18 protein-coding genes are annotated in these 15992 nt (G+C 61.5%); 16 read left to right on the top strand and 2 right to left on the bottom strand.

Annotated features, from left to right (window positions below; all coding sequences use genetic code 11):
* Window positions 1-36 precede the first annotated feature (36 nt).
* The 15 genes from GPA_RS06845 to GPA_RS06915 all read left to right on the top strand — a co-directional run bounded on the left by GPA_RS06845 (window position 37) and on the right by GPA_RS06915 (window position 13593).
* Window positions 37-309 carry a hypothetical protein gene (locus GPA_RS06845; RefSeq protein WP_015760198.1) on the top strand — a complete coding sequence of 91 codons (273 nt, stop codon included), beginning with the start codon at window positions 37-39 and terminating at the stop codon, window positions 307-309.
* Window positions 310-539: 230 nt separating this feature from the next.
* Complete coding sequence (locus tag GPA_RS06850; protein ID WP_015539412.1) at window positions 540-1088, top strand: ParA family protein; 549 nt, start codon at window positions 540-542, stop codon at window positions 1086-1088.
* Window positions 1088-1387: a hypothetical protein gene (locus GPA_RS06855; protein ID WP_015539413.1), complete on the top strand. Its 300-nt coding sequence runs from the start codon at window positions 1088-1090 to the stop codon at window positions 1385-1387. Before GPA_RS06850 ends, GPA_RS06855 begins: the two co-directional genes overlap by 1 nt.
* Before the next feature lie 116 nt (window positions 1388-1503).
* Entirely contained in the window at window positions 1504-2070 is a 567-nt protein-coding gene (locus GPA_RS06860) for a TFIIB-type zinc ribbon-containing protein (protein WP_015539415.1), read from the top strand.
* Entirely contained in the window at window positions 2057-2686 is a 630-nt protein-coding gene (locus GPA_RS06865) for a hypothetical protein (RefSeq protein WP_015539416.1), read from the top strand. Before GPA_RS06860 ends, GPA_RS06865 begins: the two co-directional genes overlap by 14 nt.
* Before the next feature lie 21 nt (window positions 2687-2707).
* Complete coding sequence (locus GPA_RS06870; protein ID WP_041239213.1) at window positions 2708-4510, top strand: hypothetical protein; 1803 nt, start codon at window positions 2708-2710, stop codon at window positions 4508-4510.
* 181 nt (window positions 4511-4691) lie between these two features.
* Window positions 4692-5057, top strand: coding sequence for a hypothetical protein (locus tag GPA_RS06875; protein WP_015539417.1), 366 nt, complete (start codon window positions 4692-4694; stop codon window positions 5055-5057).
* A gap of 811 nt (window positions 5058-5868) precedes the next feature.
* Window positions 5869-6480, top strand: a complete 612-nt coding sequence (locus GPA_RS06885; protein WP_156790954.1) for a plasmid mobilization protein — start codon at window positions 5869-5871, stop codon at window positions 6478-6480.
* 1 nt (window position 6481) lies between these two features.
* A complete protein-coding gene (locus GPA_RS06890) occupies window positions 6482-8542 on the top strand; it encodes a relaxase/mobilization nuclease domain-containing protein (RefSeq protein WP_015539420.1) in 2061 nt (686 codons plus the stop codon).
* 3 nt (window positions 8543-8545) lie between these two features.
* Window positions 8546-9637 carry an ICP22 family protein gene (locus tag GPA_RS19750; RefSeq protein WP_197533075.1) on the top strand — a complete coding sequence of 364 codons (1092 nt, stop codon included), beginning with the start codon at window positions 8546-8548 and terminating at the stop codon, window positions 9635-9637.
* A 772-nt stretch (window positions 9638-10409) separates the two neighbouring features.
* A complete protein-coding gene (locus GPA_RS18035) occupies window positions 10410-10559 on the top strand; it encodes a hypothetical protein (protein WP_181861824.1) in 150 nt (49 codons plus the stop codon).
* Window positions 10560-10563: 4 nt separating this feature from the next.
* Window positions 10564-10794 (top strand): hypothetical protein, encoded by a 231-nt coding sequence (locus GPA_RS06900; protein ID WP_015539421.1) that lies wholly within the window; start codon window positions 10564-10566, stop codon window positions 10792-10794.
* Window positions 10795-10807: 13 nt separating this feature from the next.
* The gene (locus GPA_RS06905) at window positions 10808-11740 is read left to right on the top strand and encodes a glycosyltransferase family 2 protein (RefSeq protein WP_156790956.1); all 933 of its coding nucleotides are present in this window, start codon (window positions 10808-10810) and stop codon (window positions 11738-11740) included.
* A 13-nt stretch (window positions 11741-11753) separates the two neighbouring features.
* Window positions 11754-12974: a hypothetical protein gene (locus GPA_RS06910; RefSeq protein ID WP_015539422.1), complete on the top strand. Its 1221-nt coding sequence runs from the start codon at window positions 11754-11756 to the stop codon at window positions 12972-12974.
* Between the two features lie 268 nt (window positions 12975-13242).
* The gene (locus tag GPA_RS06915) at window positions 13243-13593 is read left to right on the top strand and encodes an HNH endonuclease (RefSeq protein WP_156790957.1); all 351 of its coding nucleotides are present in this window, start codon (window positions 13243-13245) and stop codon (window positions 13591-13593) included.
* A 33-nt stretch (window positions 13594-13626) separates the two neighbouring features.
* Here the strand turns inward: GPA_RS06915 and GPA_RS06920 are convergent, their stop codons facing one another.
* Entirely contained in the window at window positions 13627-14583 is a 957-nt protein-coding gene (locus GPA_RS06920) for a hypothetical protein (protein WP_197533076.1), read from the bottom strand.
* Between the two features lie 117 nt (window positions 14584-14700).
* Here GPA_RS06920 and GPA_RS06925 point away from each other — a divergent pair, with 117 nt between their 5' ends.
* Window positions 14701-15009 (top strand): hypothetical protein, encoded by a 309-nt coding sequence (locus GPA_RS06925; protein ID WP_114614617.1) that lies wholly within the window; start codon window positions 14701-14703, stop codon window positions 15007-15009.
* A 163-nt stretch (window positions 15010-15172) separates the two neighbouring features.
* Here GPA_RS06925 and GPA_RS06930 read toward each other — a convergent pair.
* Window positions 15173-15992 (bottom strand): nucleotidyl transferase AbiEii/AbiGii toxin family protein (locus tag GPA_RS06930; RefSeq protein WP_041239215.1); only part of this gene is annotated, 820 nt, incomplete at its 5' end.

Here is a 15992-nt window from a genome sequence, read left to right on the forward strand (position 1 = left end):
CGGCGCGGGATCGCCGAATATCGGAAGGAGGCCGTCATGGCCGGTTGCAAGAGGGAAGTAATGGAGCCGAGCGGAAGGGAGAAGGTCGCCGCCGCCGCCGCGCTGGTCGCGGGGCTCGTCGGGATGTGGTTCATGCTCGCATACAGCTATGTCTACATCAACTGCGCCGTGTTCCCGGTGGCGGGCGCGCTCATCGCGTACGCCTACGACGTGGCGGAGAGGACGGTGGCGGCACGGAAGGAGTGCTGCCGCAAGGTCGAAACGCGCCGCGCGTATCGCGCCGCGAGGGCGTCGGAATACGGCGCATAGCGGCGCCGGCGGGCAAGAATAAGTAAACGCGCATCCGCACAGGTATGCAGATGTGCGTTTACGCATCCGCATAACTGGGTACATATATGGCAGCGGCAGGGCCCTAGCGCCCTGCCGTCGGCGGATGCGGGACCGGTAGCGACTCGCCGGCCCCGTGCCCGCCGCCGGCAGGCGGCAGATATCCGAGAAGGCCGCCCGGAAATCGGGCGGCACCCGTAGAAGGGAAACACATGAAGACAATCGTTTTGGTCAACCAAAAGGGCGGCGTCGGCAAGACGACGTTCGCCGACGAGATCGCCTGGGGCCTCGAGCGCCGCGGGCGCGAGGTCGGCTTCATCAACCTCGACCCGCAGGGCGGCGCGAGTCACGAGCAGAAGACCGTCGAGGGCGAGAAGGCCGTCACCGTCGTCGACACCCCGGGCTATCTGAACGACAAGCTCGGCGGCTGCGTGGAGGTCGCCGACATCGCGATCGTCCCCGTCGAGCCCAGCCAGCGCGGCCTTCGCGCGATGAAGCGCACGATCCAGCTCATTACAGGCGTCAACCCCGAGCTCGAGATCGGCCTGATCGTGAACCGCTATTCCGACAAGCGAATCATCGACCGCAGCTTTACCGACTTCCTCACCGCCGACGACCTGCCTATCCTGGGCTGCGTGCCGACCGCCGAGGCGTTCAAGCGCGGCGCGTCGTTCAACCGACCGGTGTCCGAGGTGCAGCCGGGCGGCCGCGCGGCGGACGCGATCGAGGGGATTCTGGACAAGGTGGAGGCGATGCTGTAATGGCGAGGACTAAGAAGGCGGACTCCGCCATCAACAGCTTTTTCACGGACACCTCCAAGGAGATGGTCGAGCGCCAGGAGACGATCGTCGAGAAGGTCGTGAACCCCGACCCCGAGCCGGCAGCTGAGAAAAAGGCGGCGGCGTCTGAGGGTCCGACGCACCGCCTGAGCGTGATCGTCCCCGACGACCTCTACTGGCAGCTCAAGGAGTACCTGGTGGAGCACCGCGGCGAGGGCTACCGCAGCGCGAGCGACCTCATGCGCTCGCTGCTCGAGGAGCATCTGCGCAAGGACCGCTAGGCCGGTCGGAACGCCATCGAATAGAAGGGAAAACGGAAATGACAGCATTCGAGTACAGCGCCCAGGGCTACCGCGTCGCGCCCTATATCGCGGATCTCGGCAAGAAGGAGGCCTAGATGGATGCCGATGCCGGGCGCGTCCGCACCGCCCTGCGACTCCAGGCCGTCGCGGCCCGCGTCCACCACATGGACTGTGCGGGTTTCGCCGAGGAGGTGTGCGATGCCGTGGACGTCGCCGGGCGTCTGGGCTATCTGGGCTGCTTGCACGCGGTTGTGAGGCTCACGGCGGCCCGCGAGGCGATGCCGGACGCCGACGGGATGACGTGCGGCGAGCTAGGCTGTCTCGCCGGTCTCCGCCGCCAGGCGCGCGCCACCGACACGCTGGATGCCGACAGCTTCACCGCCCGCATCCTCGCTGCCCTGGATATCAAGGGGTGGTCGGATCGATCTTCCTACCAAATCGCGGCGATGCGCCTGGCCGACCTGATTGCCCCGGTCTCGCTGATGGCGTCCCCGGAGCGCACGGAGCGCGGAGACCGCGCCCTGTATTCCTACACCTGCGGGCGATGCGGCGCACGCGTGACCGTATTGGTGTGCACGCGTTGCCCGTCCTGCGGCGCCCCCATGGTCGCCGCAGGACATGGCGCTCCGGTGATGAAAGGGGCGATCCATGTCGACTCGTAAGCTGATAAAGGGCGACCGCTACCGCGCCGGGCTGTGGAAGCTGGAGGACAGCTGCTATGAGGGGCATGTCCGTATGCCCAACGCCAAGTTCATGATCAGAACGTACCGCTGTACGCAAGGCGAGGCGGTCGCGAAGTTCGATTCGTGGGTGGAGGCGGAAGGCCTCGACCTCGCTGAGGATGGGGCCAGGGAAGCCTGCGAGGGCAGCATCGACGACGGTATGGGGACTGCGAGGCGCCCGTTAAACCGCGAGGAGCGCCGTGCGATGGAACGCCGCGACAGGAAGGCGAAGAGGCGCCAGGCGCGAAAGGCGGCATCGGAGGCCGATGCCGCGCGACAGTCACAGGATATGGGGAAGGAAGAGACGGAAATGCAGAAGGTATCGAAAACGGACGGGCAGAAGACGGCGGCCGCGGGGACAAAGGCTCCGGAGACGGAGCCGGCCAAGTGCTACACGCTCATGTGCACGGGCGATCTGGGGATGGCCCCGGTGATGGTATTCCGCAACGAGGGCGACGCGAACGACATGATGCGCGCCCTGGAGCAGGTCGCGAAGGTGACGTCGCCCGATACCGTCTACGACGTTATGGAGGCCCCGTTCAAGGAGGCCATTTGAAGGGTGCTGAGGGGCCGGGGAGTGCAGGCCGCACAGCTGCCCGAACCTGCCGCCGTCCCAGTCCAGCGCCCCGCGTCTCCCGCCCTGGCTCCCGCACTGAGGACCATATCGGGAGAGACACCGCACTACCGCGCGCGCTTCGAGGTAGCAGCGGCCGACGGCGCGGCCGCGGCCGAGGCCGTGAAGGAGATCGTCATGGGCTGGCTGCACGCCAAGGGCCTGGACGTACCGGAGGGCGCCGCGGACATCGCGGTGCCTGCGGGCTGGACGGCCGCCGACGAGCCCGACGCCGCCAAGGCCGTCCGCTTTCTCGGCCTATCCGGCGCGCAAGGCGCGGCATGGGCGGTCGAGGCCGATGAGCTCGACGGCGAGTTCTCGCGCCGCCGCTGGCACACGAGGATCGGCCTCGCACCCGCCGGAGACGGCGGGTGCATCCTCAACGTGCAGGTATCGCACTACGCCGTCAACGGCTTTTTCGGATACCAGCGCAACCCGCTGCCGTCCGTGCCGCGCGTCGTGCGCGATATCCTTGCGAACGGAAAGCTAGACGTGAGGATCGGCGCGTCGCGTGTGAGCGTCGAGGAGATATACCTTGACGCGGACACGCTAAAGCGCGATTTCATGCCGAGCCTGACCGATCGCGCGCGCTGCCTGCCGATCGTCCTTATGACGACCGACGACGACGGTAAGACACCTGTGTGGGACGCCACCGAGCTCGCATCGAAGCTCGTCGGCATGGCCACGGTATACGTCATCGACATGCGCGACGGCGTGTTGGTGCAGGCGTTCCGCGACCTGCTGCCCGACCGGACACCGGCCGGGCGCTACAGGATCGGGCGCAGCGCCGTGATGGTGTACCGCCCGGGAATTGACCTGTCGACCGAGGACTCGCTGTCCGCGTGCACGCTCTTCACGCGCCACAGGGTCGAGCGCTATGCCGCTGGCGGCCGCGATGGTTTCATCAACGTCCTCATGCAGGGCCTCAGTCGCGGCATCGACAGCCGACCGGGCGACGTCGCCGGGATTGGCGACGTGCTGTGGCTGCGCAGCTGCGCGGAGAGCGAGCGACAGGGCGAGCGAATCGAGCGCCTGCGTGCGCGGACGAAGGCGCCCGCCGAGCCGGTAGCCGACATCGACGGCCTGCGCGCGGAGATCGCGCGCCTGCGATCCGACGCCGAGGCATGGGAGGAGATCGCGACGGACCAGGAGCGGAGCTATTCCGACGCCACGGCAAAGGTGGACGAGCTCACGAGGACCGTCCAGCGCCTCGAAGGCGAGAAGCGCGCGCTCGAGCGCAAGGCGGCGCAGTGCGCGGCGCCGTCGCACGACGACGGGGCCGCGAGGGTGGCCGAATGCCTCCAGGTGATCCCGCGCGACCTGGCGGACCTCCTGAAGCTCGCGCGCTCCATCTGGCCCGACCGCATCGTCGTCCTTCCCGAGGCGATGGACTCGGCCAAATCATACGACGGCAACCTCGCCGAGGAGTGGGATATCGTCCGTGGCGCCGCGACGGCGCTCTACGGACTCCTGTTCGAGGACGACGATTGCGAGGGCCGGGTCGCAGACGAGTTCCAGCGCCGTACGGGTTACGAGCTCACCTTCAGCGAGAGCAGCGCCACCAGGGCGCGCGCCGATCTGATGAAGATGCGCGAGAGGAGCTACGGCGGCCGAACCGTCGACATCTCCGCCCACATCAAGGGGAGGAGCCAGAAGAACATCTTCCGCCTTCACTTCTACATCGATCGGGAAAACGAGCTGATAGTCATAAGGCATGCCGGATGCCACATGAAGACCGCCGGCTCGCACCGTCGCGGTTTCAAGTAGCACAGATCCCCGCCATCGGAACCGATGGCGGGGATCCTTTTTGCGCAACGCGTGAAACAGGCGGCGGAAACGGCCCGCGCAATTGCAGGACTACGGATACGGCGGCCGGCGTTTGGGACCGGGCGCTTTTGGGTAGCATCGAATGGTAATGCCGGCGACGTGACCAGAGGGGAGGGAGAATATGTTCGATACCGATAGCGATGTCCCGTACGACATCGAGCCGACCGCGACCGAGAAGCCGAAGGCCTCGACTGCGGACAGCGCAGCCGAGGCTGCCAAGAAGACGGCCGAGGCCGAGAAGCGCGAGAAGCGCCGCGCCCGCCAGAAGCGCCAGGCGTTCACCGAGCAGATGCAGAACTTGACGATGGACGACATCAGACGCCTGATGGAGTCCAGCGTCGACCTCGGCGGCGTCAGCGACCCGCAGGCCGAGATTGAGCGCCGCATCGAGCGCAACGGCATGGCGTACCTGATGAAGGGCGGCGCCGTGTATGCCGTGGTGCTCTCGAGCGACGACTACGAACGTCTCGCGGACAAGAAGGCGTAGACCTCGCATTGGCGAGGGTCGCCGGGCGAGAGGCCGCCACCGGAACACGGTGGCGGCCTTTTTCATGTCGCGACGCAACGCCCGGAACACTGACCGGACAACGATGGAAAGCGAGCGGAAACGCTCGCGGCGGACACAGACGGCCAGGCCCCGCCCCGCCTCGATGCGCGCCCGCCGGAGCCGGGAGGTATCGGATCGGCGCGCACCGAGACGTTGGACACGCGCCCGCGCGCAAGACTCCTGCCGCGATCGGGCACGCAGGCTACCGCACCCCGTCATAACTTCGAGTGTCACGCGGACATGCCGACATCTCTCCGCAAGCAGCTCGTAGATCGGCGCCGGGTCGTCCACGGCATCGCCATCGGCCGCGAGCAGATCGAGCACGGCGGCCACCCCCTCGATGATACGGGCGCAATCGTCAGCATCCATATGACCCTCCTTCTCATCGCTGAAAACAACTTATACGGCCGTGACGGTATCCGAGCCGTATCGGACTTGCAACAGATGAGCAGCGTCCCGTTCGTCGCGAAAGAGACGAGGGACAGCCGAAACGCGGACGGTATAACGGCATCGGATGACCGGTGTAAACCGGTTTAAACCCAGGCAAATAGGGGTAGGATACTGAAAACTTCGCAAGAGACGCATACTTGTACCTCCATCGTAGATGTATGTACAAGTATGCCACCGAAGTCGGTCAGATTTCCGCCACCGGGCACAGCCCGCCGACGGAAATCTGACCGACTTCGGCGCTTGCCAGGGCTCCGCCCTTGGACCGGGGTCGCGCACAGGTGCGCGAGGAATTGGAGGAAGCGTGGCAGAAAAAGCCACCTCGCAGACAAGAATGGTCAGCATCAGGTTGACCGAGGAGGAGATCGGCACCCTCAAGGCTAAAGCGAGTCTTGCGGGCACGACCGTCACAGACTTCGTCCGCGAGACGGCGATCTACGGCAAGCAGGAGTTCACGCTGGCGAAGCTGCCCGGCGGCGAGCGCGTGGACGTGAAGGAGGCGCTGGAAGGGTTACTCGACACCGAGCACCGCACGGTGCAGAAGCATTTCAACGTGACGCCTTACGAGGACACCTTCATCCGTGACGCCGCGAGGAAGGCCGGCATGACGCAATCGCGCTTCATGGTCGACCGCATCCTCCACACGCCCATGTACTACATCGGCGACCCCGACTTCTTCCAGAAGTTCTTCTACGAGCTCAACAAGCAGGGCGTGAACCTGAACCAGCTGGCCGCCGCGGCGAACACGCTGATCCTCCTCCAGGACATGCCCGACATGGCCAGGGAGCGCCGCTGCGAGCTCGCGGCGCAGATCGAGCACTTCGTAGCGACCCTGAAAGACCCATACTGCAAGGCGCTCGCGGAGACGCGCGGCCTCATGATGCAGCTCAGGCGGCAGTCCGAGGTGGAGCGATAGCATGGCCATGCTCAAGACGCTCGCCCGGAAGTTCGGCGGCTGCAAGCAGATAAAGGACTACCTCGCGCGCAACGGCCGCGCCGTGACGTTCCGCTCAAGCTCAATCGATCTCGATAGCGCCGGCTGGGACGGGCAGATGGACGCGACGCGCCAGGTGTTCGGCAAGGATACGGGCCGCAAGTACTACCATTTCGTGATCTCACCCGATCCCGAGGACGGCCTGGATGCCAAGGCGGTAGACGCATTGGCATGCGATTGGGTGCGCGAGCGCTACAGCGGATATCAGTGGGTGATCGAGACTCATATAGATAACGGCATTCCGCATGCACATATCGTCGTCAACTCCGTCAACCCCGTTGACGGGAGGAAGATACACCTCGACGACGATGACGTGCAGGCCGACGCGATGGAGTTGCAGAGAATCTGCCGCGACTACGGCTACACCGCCTTCGACAACTTCAAGTTCACGAGGGACGAGGACGGTTCCTGGTACGCACGCACGCCGCGCCCCGACCGCCGGCGCGAGGTCGTCTTGCAGGAGGCGCGCCCGGCGCGCCGTCATATGACGGACGCCCAGCGCCGCGCCAGGTACAGCGGCAAGAAACTCTGGACCGATGCGATGCACGACGATATCGAGTCGGCTTTGCAGGGGTGCCGGACATGGCCCGCGCTCGAGAGGCGTTTGGCGGAGAAGGGCTACCGCATCAATATCAACCGCCGCGGAGTGCTGACCTTCTACCCGCCCGAGGGCAAGGGCCATCCCGTGAAGGGTTACAAGCTGGACGACTCCTATACGGTCGAGGGATTGCGCGAGCGCCTTGCCGTGCGACTCGAGGGACAGCGCCCGAACGTGAAGATGTGCACCGAGGACCTTGTCCCGGACGTCGTCCTGCCGCCCATGACTTTCGAGGCGGTCGCATCCAACAATCTCGAGCGGTCTAAGAGGATCGAGCGCTCCGCCGCCCGCCTTGCCGCCGCGGCCGACGCCGTGAACATTATCCGCGAGCGCGGCTACCGCTGCTATGCGGACATGGCGGCCGATGCCAGGCGCCTCGCCGCCGAGGTCGACGCGCTCGACGCGAGGGTCGACGCGCTCAAGCTGGAGGCCGAGCAGACCGCCGAGGCCATCCGCCAGGTCGAGGTCTACACGTCTTGCGTCGCGCAGTTGACCGCGCGCCCGGAAGGAGCCGAAGCGCTCGCGGCATGGCGCGAGGACAATGCAGACGAGCTTCGCGAGATGGAATCGATCCGCAAGTGGATGGCCGAGCGCGGAATCGTGCTCACCGATATGACATACACGGACCTCCTCGCACGCCGCGACGGCGTCAGGGCCGACGTGGCGAACCTCGCTTCCATGGCAGTCGATATCCGCAACCGCTCGCGCCGACTTTCCGCCGCTGTCGATGTCCTGGACTCATCGCAGATGCCGATTGGCCCCATAGATGTACGGGGCCGCGGCGAGAGGCAGAAGGGCGCCGGTCACGGCCTGCGCGACGCCAAGGTCATCACCGCGAACCAGACCGCCGAGCTGACGCGCGAGTACACGCGCTATCGCAAGGCCTATTCGGGGGCCATCGCGGCGGGCGCCCTCACGCCGGATAAGATCAAGCAGATTGAGCGCGACCACGAGCGGGCCAAGGCGAAGATCATCGGCGAGCAGCGCGAGGAGGACCTGCGCGCGGAACGCTCGGCGTACGGGATGGCCGGAAGCGAATGGGCGCAGGATGCTCCCGTGACGGTCGCCGCACCCGGCGGGACGGACAAGAGGTCGAAGCCCGGATGGAAGCCGTACCTCCAGCGCCCCGCGACCGAGAAGCAGATGAAATATCTCGAAGACCTCGTAGAGTCCGGCATCATCGCGCAGGCCGACATCGACAGCCTCGGCGGCGAGCCGACCATCGCGGACGTCAACGCGCTCCTGAACTCGCATCCCAAGGTCAAGAACCTGGAGCTTGAGAAGATGGACGGCGACGGCGCGGACGGCACACGGACGTACACGCAGACCCGAGACGATATCGAGGACGACGGCTATACGCCGGCGAACTACACGAGGAGGAGATAGACGGTGAATATCATCGTGAAGATGCACGACAGGGCCCGCGTGATCGAGACGACGCGCATGGACCTGCACAGCGGCATCATGCTCGAGGACGACTTCCTCGACATTTCCGATTACCTGAACCAGGGCGTGCTTCTCGAGCGCAGCGTCTTCATCACCACGAGTGACGACATGCAGCTCCTCAAGCGCGCCGTGACGATCATCGAACCGGACGAGCTGGACGCCATAGACGGCGTCTATGCGGACGGCAAGCCGATCCTCGTGAGGACCGAGGACGGTTCGCGTTTGGCTCCGGCCGTCTTCGAGGTGCTGTTCGACGACAGCGGCAACTACTTGGGCGACCACGGGCAAGGCCTCTGCATTTACTATGAGTCCGGCAGCTACGAGACGATCGTGCCGACCGTGCTCTCGTTCGGAGACGGCATGCTCATGGCCGACGACCTGATCGATTGGAGCGACCTGGACTCGGGCATCACCTGGACCCGCGGAACCTGGACACGCGGCGACCGGAACCTCATGGAGCTCCGCCCCGAGCCCACGGTCGTGGTCGACCCGGAGCAGTACGCGCACATGGAGCTCATGACCTTCGGCGGCGCGCTCGTGGCCATGAAGACCGCGGGCGGCATGGTGAGCGGCGGCGGCACCGTCTCGGACGATCCCGATGCCGACGATGCCGAGACCGAAAGCGAACCGCAGCCGTCCCAAGACGCGGAAACCGATGGCGCTACGGCAGACGCCGCCGAAGACGGCCCCGACGACCGAGCCTCAGCGGAAGACGTCCCCGATACGGATTCACTCGAGTCTACCGCGGACACCGCGGGAGACGGCTCGGAGGCAGATATCGACCTCGAACCCGGCGGCTCGGAGACCGAGTCCGCCGAGATTGACAGACTTGAGTATGAGTACGGCCTATTGAAGAAGGTCGAGGATTATCGGGCTGGCAGGCTTGAGACCGTGACGCTCGACGAGCTGGAGGAAAGCCTTGACTTGGCGAGTCGAGGTCGACAAGGACATCCAGCGTTCGATGAAGACAGTGACGACGATGATGACAGCGACGACTACGAGGAAGACGATTCGATGTTCGCCGACCTCTTCTAGAAAGTAGCAACAGTGATACCGGTGGCGGCAAAACGGCCGCCGCTGGTATCACCTTCCCGTTACAAATTGAAACACTTGGGGAAGTTAAGCCATGGAAGTTAACAAGGAGGATCGAGTGAAAGAAAGCATAGCTATAAACCGCTTGATCTATTTGTTTCACAAGATGACAGCAACACTGATCTGCTTGCTCACTCAGTGAATCTCCATCGTTTGTTCGCTACCTGATAACGGGCTCCTGTTTGATAATCGGATATATGGAAGATTGGATAAAAGACGGTAACGGCAGAATGAGACGCGTTCACAAGCGATACGTTGACGTCGTCGCACACATGCGCGACGATGGCTTTTTAGAGCCACTAAGCATCACGTGGCGCGACGGTCGCACCTTTAGAGTGACGCAAGTAATCGAGGTGGGGGAGTTCCGCCCTGGCTTCGAAGGCTTCTTCACGGCTAAATACCGCGTAAGCATTGGCAACCGAAGAACGAACTTGTACCTAGAACAGCACCTAAACCGACCAGAATCAGGCATGCCACCAACCGTCCGATGGTGGGTTCATGAGTTCGTATAATTGTCAGAACAAGCCAATGGTATAACGCCTTCATATACTCGCGACACCTACGCCAAGGCACCCGGAAACCGGGTGCCTTTTTCGATATTTACCCCGTTCAGCGAATAGGTTTTTCCACCGCGGGTAGAACTCTGGATATTGGGGGCGTATCCCCTCATATCGATTGAAGACCCGAAATCGCATTTGTGGAAAAGGAAATCGAAATGTCCGTAAATGTAAGTGGCCTGTATGGCCTTGAAGATAGGTTGGAGAGGGTTGCCGACGAGCTGCGCAAGCGCAACGAGATTGAGGCTCAGAAGCTCGAGCTGCTGAAGCAGATTGAGAGGAATCTGATCAATAAGGATAAGGGGTAGACCCATGACTGTTTCCGAATATTGTCGCCACGAGGCCAAGTGGCGCGATCTCGTCATCATCCGCAAAGGCGGCTGGGTGACGTGCTCGGCCTATATCGACCACGAGGATTTATTTCGCCTGCCGCTCGATATAGCCGAGGCTGAGGTTATCCGCGCAAAGCGCAGCTATATTGACATTGAAACTCACGGGAGCGGCGCATGGGACGTCCCGTGCACCTATCTCGATATCAAATAGGGAAGTGCTCTGGGTGGATCAAGACGAGATTGCAGTCATCATTCCCTGCTTCAACGAGGCCCAGACCATCGGCAAGGTGGTCGATGATTTCCATCGCGAACTGCCCGAGGCGACAGTCTATGTATATGACAACGCTTCAACCGATGCGACCGCCGCGATTGCGATGAAGCACGGGGCGACCGTCCGCCATGAGCCGCGCCGCGGCAAGGGGAATGTCTGCCGCCAGATGTTCCGGGATATCGATGCCGCCTGCTACCTCATGGTGGACGGGGACGATACCTATCCGGCTGAGGCGGCAAAGGGCCTATGCGCCCCGATTATCGACAAAAAGGCCGACATGGTGGTTGGCGACAGGCTCTCCAACGGGACATACGCCAAGGCGAACAGGCGTGCATTCCATGGCCTCGGCAATAATTTGGTTCGCGCCATGATCAAGTGGATTTACGGCTACGAATACGCTGACGTCATGACGGGTTACCGCGCCATGTCCAAGCCCTTCGTGAAGACGTTTCCCGTCCTTTCCGAGGGCTTCCAGATTGAGACCGAGCTATCCATACACGCCGTCGACCGTCGTTGGCGCATCGCCGACGTCCCGGTGGAGTACCGCGACCGTCCCGAGGGCTCGGTCTCGAAGCTGGACACCGTGAAAGACGGGTTGAAGGTGATCGCGATGATCGGCACCCTTTTCAAGGACTACCGCCCGTTGAAGTTCTTCTCGCTGGTCGCCCTGATATTCTGCATCGGCGGCCTGTGTGCCGGCATGCCGGTAGTGACCGAATACCTCGCCACCGGCCTCGTGCCGCGGTTCCCGACCGCCATCCTCGCCGCGGCGCTCATGTTCACGGCCGCCATCTCGCTCGCCACGGGCTTCATCCTGGACGCCGTGGCGAAAGTCGAGCGGAAGCAATGGGAGCTCCGCGTATACCGCCAGACCGAGGAAGACTGAAAGAGGGAGCCATATGCGCACCGATCGAATCTATATCGCGAGAGACGGGAAGTCGGGCATGCATGTCCTCGTCAGGATCCTGGCAGTTGGCGATATAGGGGCAGATTATCTCCCGATCGACCCAGACGGTTTCAATGAGCTCATGATGGCGAGGGATGCGCGCTCGCTGGTCCTGGCGGCCCAGGGTCTCGGCCCCATGTTAGCCTCGGAAGGCGATCTCGCAAGCCGCATCTTCGTACCGAGCGAGCTCCGACGAGGCATCGCGGGCGAAATGGACCTAGTCCCATCCGACCTAGGAGGTCTGCTGTCCGAGTGTTACTTCGATCCATATGCCGAGCCCGTAGGAACAGGCGGCATGGGCTATAGGGGAATCGGCAGAACGGGAAAGAAAGCCGCAAGGGACCTTATCGAAGGGTTCGACTTCTCGAATGCCGGAGATCTATCCTACCTCGATTCGCAGTTCCGCGCCGTCGTCGAGCCGCTGCACGATTGGGTCTTTGCGAGGAACCTGCTTTCGATAGTCCTGCGCATAGGAGGGCTCTACAGGGCCGGCGCCGACCCGAAGGCCATCCTGGAAGCCGCACGGTTTCGCAAGGTCGAGCCATCGGGCCAGAAAGACCGGTTCGATATGGGCCCAGCAGCATGCTTTGCGATCCCAGTGGCATACAACCCGTTCTACACCACAGATACCCTGGCGATTTCCGACGCGCCCCTCGATATCCGAAAGGCGTGGCCCCTTTACGCCGACCTAGTCGACATCGGAAGACCGTCGACGCGGCCCGCCATCGATCATCGCCTGAAAGGCGAGGGGAACGGGTTCATCGGGTTTCTCACCTCGCTCGAGACGAAACAGCCCGACGGTACCGACCGCAAAGGCCGCCCGGAAGAGGACAGATGGTACTATCTGGTCGTAAGTTCAGATATCGGCGGCAAGCACGTGAAAGATCAGATGCGGATAGCGAATCGACTGCTACAGGCATTTGACGGAAGGCTGTTTCAGCCCCGCCTGGCGTATTCCGGTGTGAAGATGACCGAGATCGCCCCCGAGCAGAAACCACGCAACATGCTGGAAGCCATGTGGTTGCTCGTCAGGAACCATCCCGACCATTACCTTTTGACGTGTAAACGCTGCATGCGAACAGTGCTGTCTGGAACCCAAGGGGGCGAGCGTTCGTTCTGCAGCAATTCTTGTCGCGCGACCTGGAGCAAAGAACACCCGTCCAGAAAGCGATAGCGGCCGCATCACAGCCCCGTCTGAAATCGGCGCGCACACAACCAAATCGACCCTAGAAAGGCACCCGGACACCGGGTGTCTTTTTGTTCGATAAACCCCCAGCTCAACGATTTAATCTTCTTCCCTCCGGGTACAAGACGGGCAGTTATGCACCTGATGGATAGGGGAGGAAATCTATCGTTTCCCCCGCGACCGATAGCCACAGCGCCCGGACGCCGGGCGCAACCCGCACGAATAACCACCACGAAAAGAGAAAGAGGCATCGCAAATGAATGCAATGGTAGAGGCCATAAAGCCGTACATCGGCATGATTTTCGCCATCTGGTTCATATCGGAGGTGATCACCGCCATGTTCCGCCTGCACCGCAAGAAGTCATACCAGGACCGCCGTATGGCCAACGACGCCGAGCATGCCAAGGTGACCCGCGCGATGCGCTACGACGTTCTTCACCGCGACGGCTTCCACTGCGTCCGTTGCGGCCGAGGCCGCGAGGATGGCGTGAAGCTCCACGTTGACCATATCGTTCCCGTATCGCGCGGCGGCAAGTCGGTGATGAGCAACCTCCAGACCTTATGTGAGGACTGCAACTGCGGCAAGGGAAACCGCTACCTGGAATAACGACTGCAAAATCAGAAAACCATGCAATATGCTCTACTCTCTCGGATAGCAAATAATCGAATAGTCGAGCTCTTCGATAGCCTCATCGGAGATATCGGCAACAGGATAGCGGTAAATCATATTCATCCGCGGGTTATAGACGCCCAGATATTTGACATCCCGATATTCGGGATGAATGGAATGAAGTCCAAGTCGCCAATAAATAAGCAGCTGTAGGACAGACCTGCTTTGAAGCGTTTGCTTGGATACCTTGAAATCCCACAGAGTATCCTTTGTTAAGAAATCGCCATCCCCGCTTGTAACGTGTCCCGTATATCCGCCTTTAAATGTCAGATGGTCTGTAATTTTTGGCCCATAAATATCGAGGAACGCGACAGACCGCCAAACCATATTCCGGACGTTTTCAACGGTATCGGCATCTGGGTATATCGTTTCGACGGGGACATAGGCAGCTTCTCCTGCACGGTACACCGTATCGAAAACTGCAAGGCGTATTGCGGAGCAAATGGAATCGTCTTCAAGTCCCTTTACCGATTCGATCAACGCCTCCGCCTGCTTACGAGCATTGACCTTATCGCTTCCATTTAAAGAGACAGAGAAAGCCGAGTCAGGAGAATCCCCAGTCATCAACCTAGTTAGATAGTCGACGGCAATGCCGATCAAGCCGGGATAGATGTTCTCAACTGGATGAAGGTCTTCTATCCCGCCGCCCTCAAGCTGGATCTTCTCAAAAGCCGACGGTTTGACAAATCTGCCGGGTTTCTTGGTGGAACTTACCTTATTCGTCACGGAGTCAAACAACCCATAATCCTCTATCTCTCGAAGGGTAAGTTCCCTTTTAAACAGAAGCATAAAAGCATGGTCGCGGGAGATGTCCGACAGGAGTATCGATCTTTGTTCGTTGCGTTTCTTTTCATCGCCTATGCGGTTCGCTTTTTCCCATGCACTTTGAAACGCAGGGCTAAGGGCAGGCGTTTCCCAATCATCCATTTGAACGCTCCTATCGCTGTATCTACCGCCTTTGCTGAGACACGACCGCAAAGACTGTAATTTAAATCGCCAAACATATATCTCTTAATGCCCATGGAAAGGAATGGGATACGCGAAATGGCTTATCGAATCGAGATGGTCTACCGCATCCTCTACGCGATAGCCCAGATCAACGGCGACGAGGACCAGCTTCAGCTGAACCCGCTGGAAGACGATTTCTTCGCCGGTCGCGATGACTTGAAGGCCGCAGCCGTCCCCGAGAAAGCGCACGACAGCCAGAGGGCAAAATCGAAACGCATGACCTTCGAGGAGATCGGTATATCGGTCGGCGCCGTCCTGCATTTCAAGGAAGACCCATCCGTGACGGTAGAGGTCGCGGATGCCAAGAGCTGGTTGTCATGGCCGACGGTCGCCGCGAGAAGCTGAGCCGCGTCGTGCAGGTCATTAAAGAGGCCGCCGACACGGCGACGCCCGGCGGTGCATACCAAGGTGCCGCCTACTTCTCCTACGAAGGCGAGCTTCTGACGGATCGCAGGGCAAGACTATCTATCTGAACCGAGGAGAAGAAGTAAGCCCCACACCCATCTCTTTAGGAAAGCCCAAGATTCCTTTTCGGCATGCCGGTGGCCGAAATCGATCCCGACGATATCTCGGTTGCGAGCCTGCGCCTTGCACGCTCGACCTGATCCGAGATGCCGAGGGAGGCGGCGACGCGGCCGTAGCACCTTTCGACGATAGCGTTGAGGGCATCGCAGTGGTTATCGAAATCGTGCGTGCGGTTGAGAATGGCGGGGGATAGGAAACGCTGCATCTGCCCGGTGAATGACCCGTCGGCATAGCAGACGTGTGCGCGTTGCATGCCGACGGCAATCATGCTGGAAAGGGGCACGGGACAGAGGTAGTCACCGTGCTTTGCCGCGACGAGTGCGGCCACGGCAGGGAAATCGATCTCCTGCTCACGGACGATCCAGGGAATGTCCCAGAGGTCACGGTGCCTGATATGCGTATCGGTGGCTGAGAATGAGATCAACTTATCGGCCAAGATTTCCTCGAGTGTCTGGCACCGGATTGTAAGGTCGTCATACATTCCGGCGAGCTCGGGATAATTGACCGCGACGCGACGGACAGTGGATGTATGTGCCGGAACGGACGCAATCTCGAGTTTGATTCGCTGTTTCGGCAAATCGGGGCGCGCGATGTTGGTGTTTACCGAGACCGTCCACCTCCGCATCCCGACGCCATCGAGACCGTTGACGACCTTGGGTTCCCTGACGCTCACTTCGGTATCGTAGGATCTCAGCAGATCGCAACGCAGGGTCCTTGAGAAATCGTCCAAGGGGAGCGAATCGAACTTATCGCCGGCAACGAAATCGAGGTCTTCGCTATATCGTTGCGATCCGTAGCAGAGA

Source organism: Gordonibacter pamelaeae 7-10-1-b, assembly GCF_000210055.1.
In the GTDB taxonomy this organism is placed as follows: domain Bacteria; phylum Actinomycetota; class Coriobacteriia; order Coriobacteriales; family Eggerthellaceae; genus Gordonibacter; species Gordonibacter pamelaeae.

Coding starts and splice junctions, on each gene's coding strand:
- GPA_RS06925 (WP_114614617.1), top strand. CDS start 14,701: ATGGCTTATCGAATCGAGATGGTCTACCGCATCCTCTACGCGATAGCC.
- GPA_RS06855 (WP_015539413.1), top strand. CDS start 1,088: ATGGCGAGGACTAAGAAGGCGGACTCCGCCATCAACAGCTTTTTCACG.
- GPA_RS06850 (WP_015539412.1), top strand. CDS start 540: ATGAAGACAATCGTTTTGGTCAACCAAAAGGGCGGCGTCGGCAAGACG.
- GPA_RS06915 (WP_156790957.1), top strand. CDS start 13,243: ATGAATGCAATGGTAGAGGCCATAAAGCCGTACATCGGCATGATTTTC.
- GPA_RS06860 (WP_015539415.1), top strand. CDS start 1,504: ATGGATGCCGATGCCGGGCGCGTCCGCACCGCCCTGCGACTCCAGGCC.
- GPA_RS06910 (WP_015539422.1), top strand. CDS start 11,754: ATGCGCACCGATCGAATCTATATCGCGAGAGACGGGAAGTCGGGCATG.
- GPA_RS06920 (WP_197533076.1), bottom strand. CDS start 14,583: ATGGATGATTGGGAAACGCCTGCCCTTAGCCCTGCGTTTCAAAGTGCA.
- GPA_RS06900 (WP_015539421.1), top strand. CDS start 10,564: ATGACTGTTTCCGAATATTGTCGCCACGAGGCCAAGTGGCGCGATCTC.
- GPA_RS18035 (WP_181861824.1), top strand. CDS start 10,410: ATGTCCGTAAATGTAAGTGGCCTGTATGGCCTTGAAGATAGGTTGGAG.
- GPA_RS06865 (WP_015539416.1), top strand. CDS start 2,057: ATGTCGACTCGTAAGCTGATAAAGGGCGACCGCTACCGCGCCGGGCTG.
- GPA_RS06845 (WP_015760198.1), top strand. CDS start 37: ATGGCCGGTTGCAAGAGGGAAGTAATGGAGCCGAGCGGAAGGGAGAAG.
- GPA_RS06875 (WP_015539417.1), top strand. CDS start 4,692: ATGTTCGATACCGATAGCGATGTCCCGTACGACATCGAGCCGACCGCG.
- GPA_RS06890 (WP_015539420.1), top strand. CDS start 6,482: ATGGCCATGCTCAAGACGCTCGCCCGGAAGTTCGGCGGCTGCAAGCAG.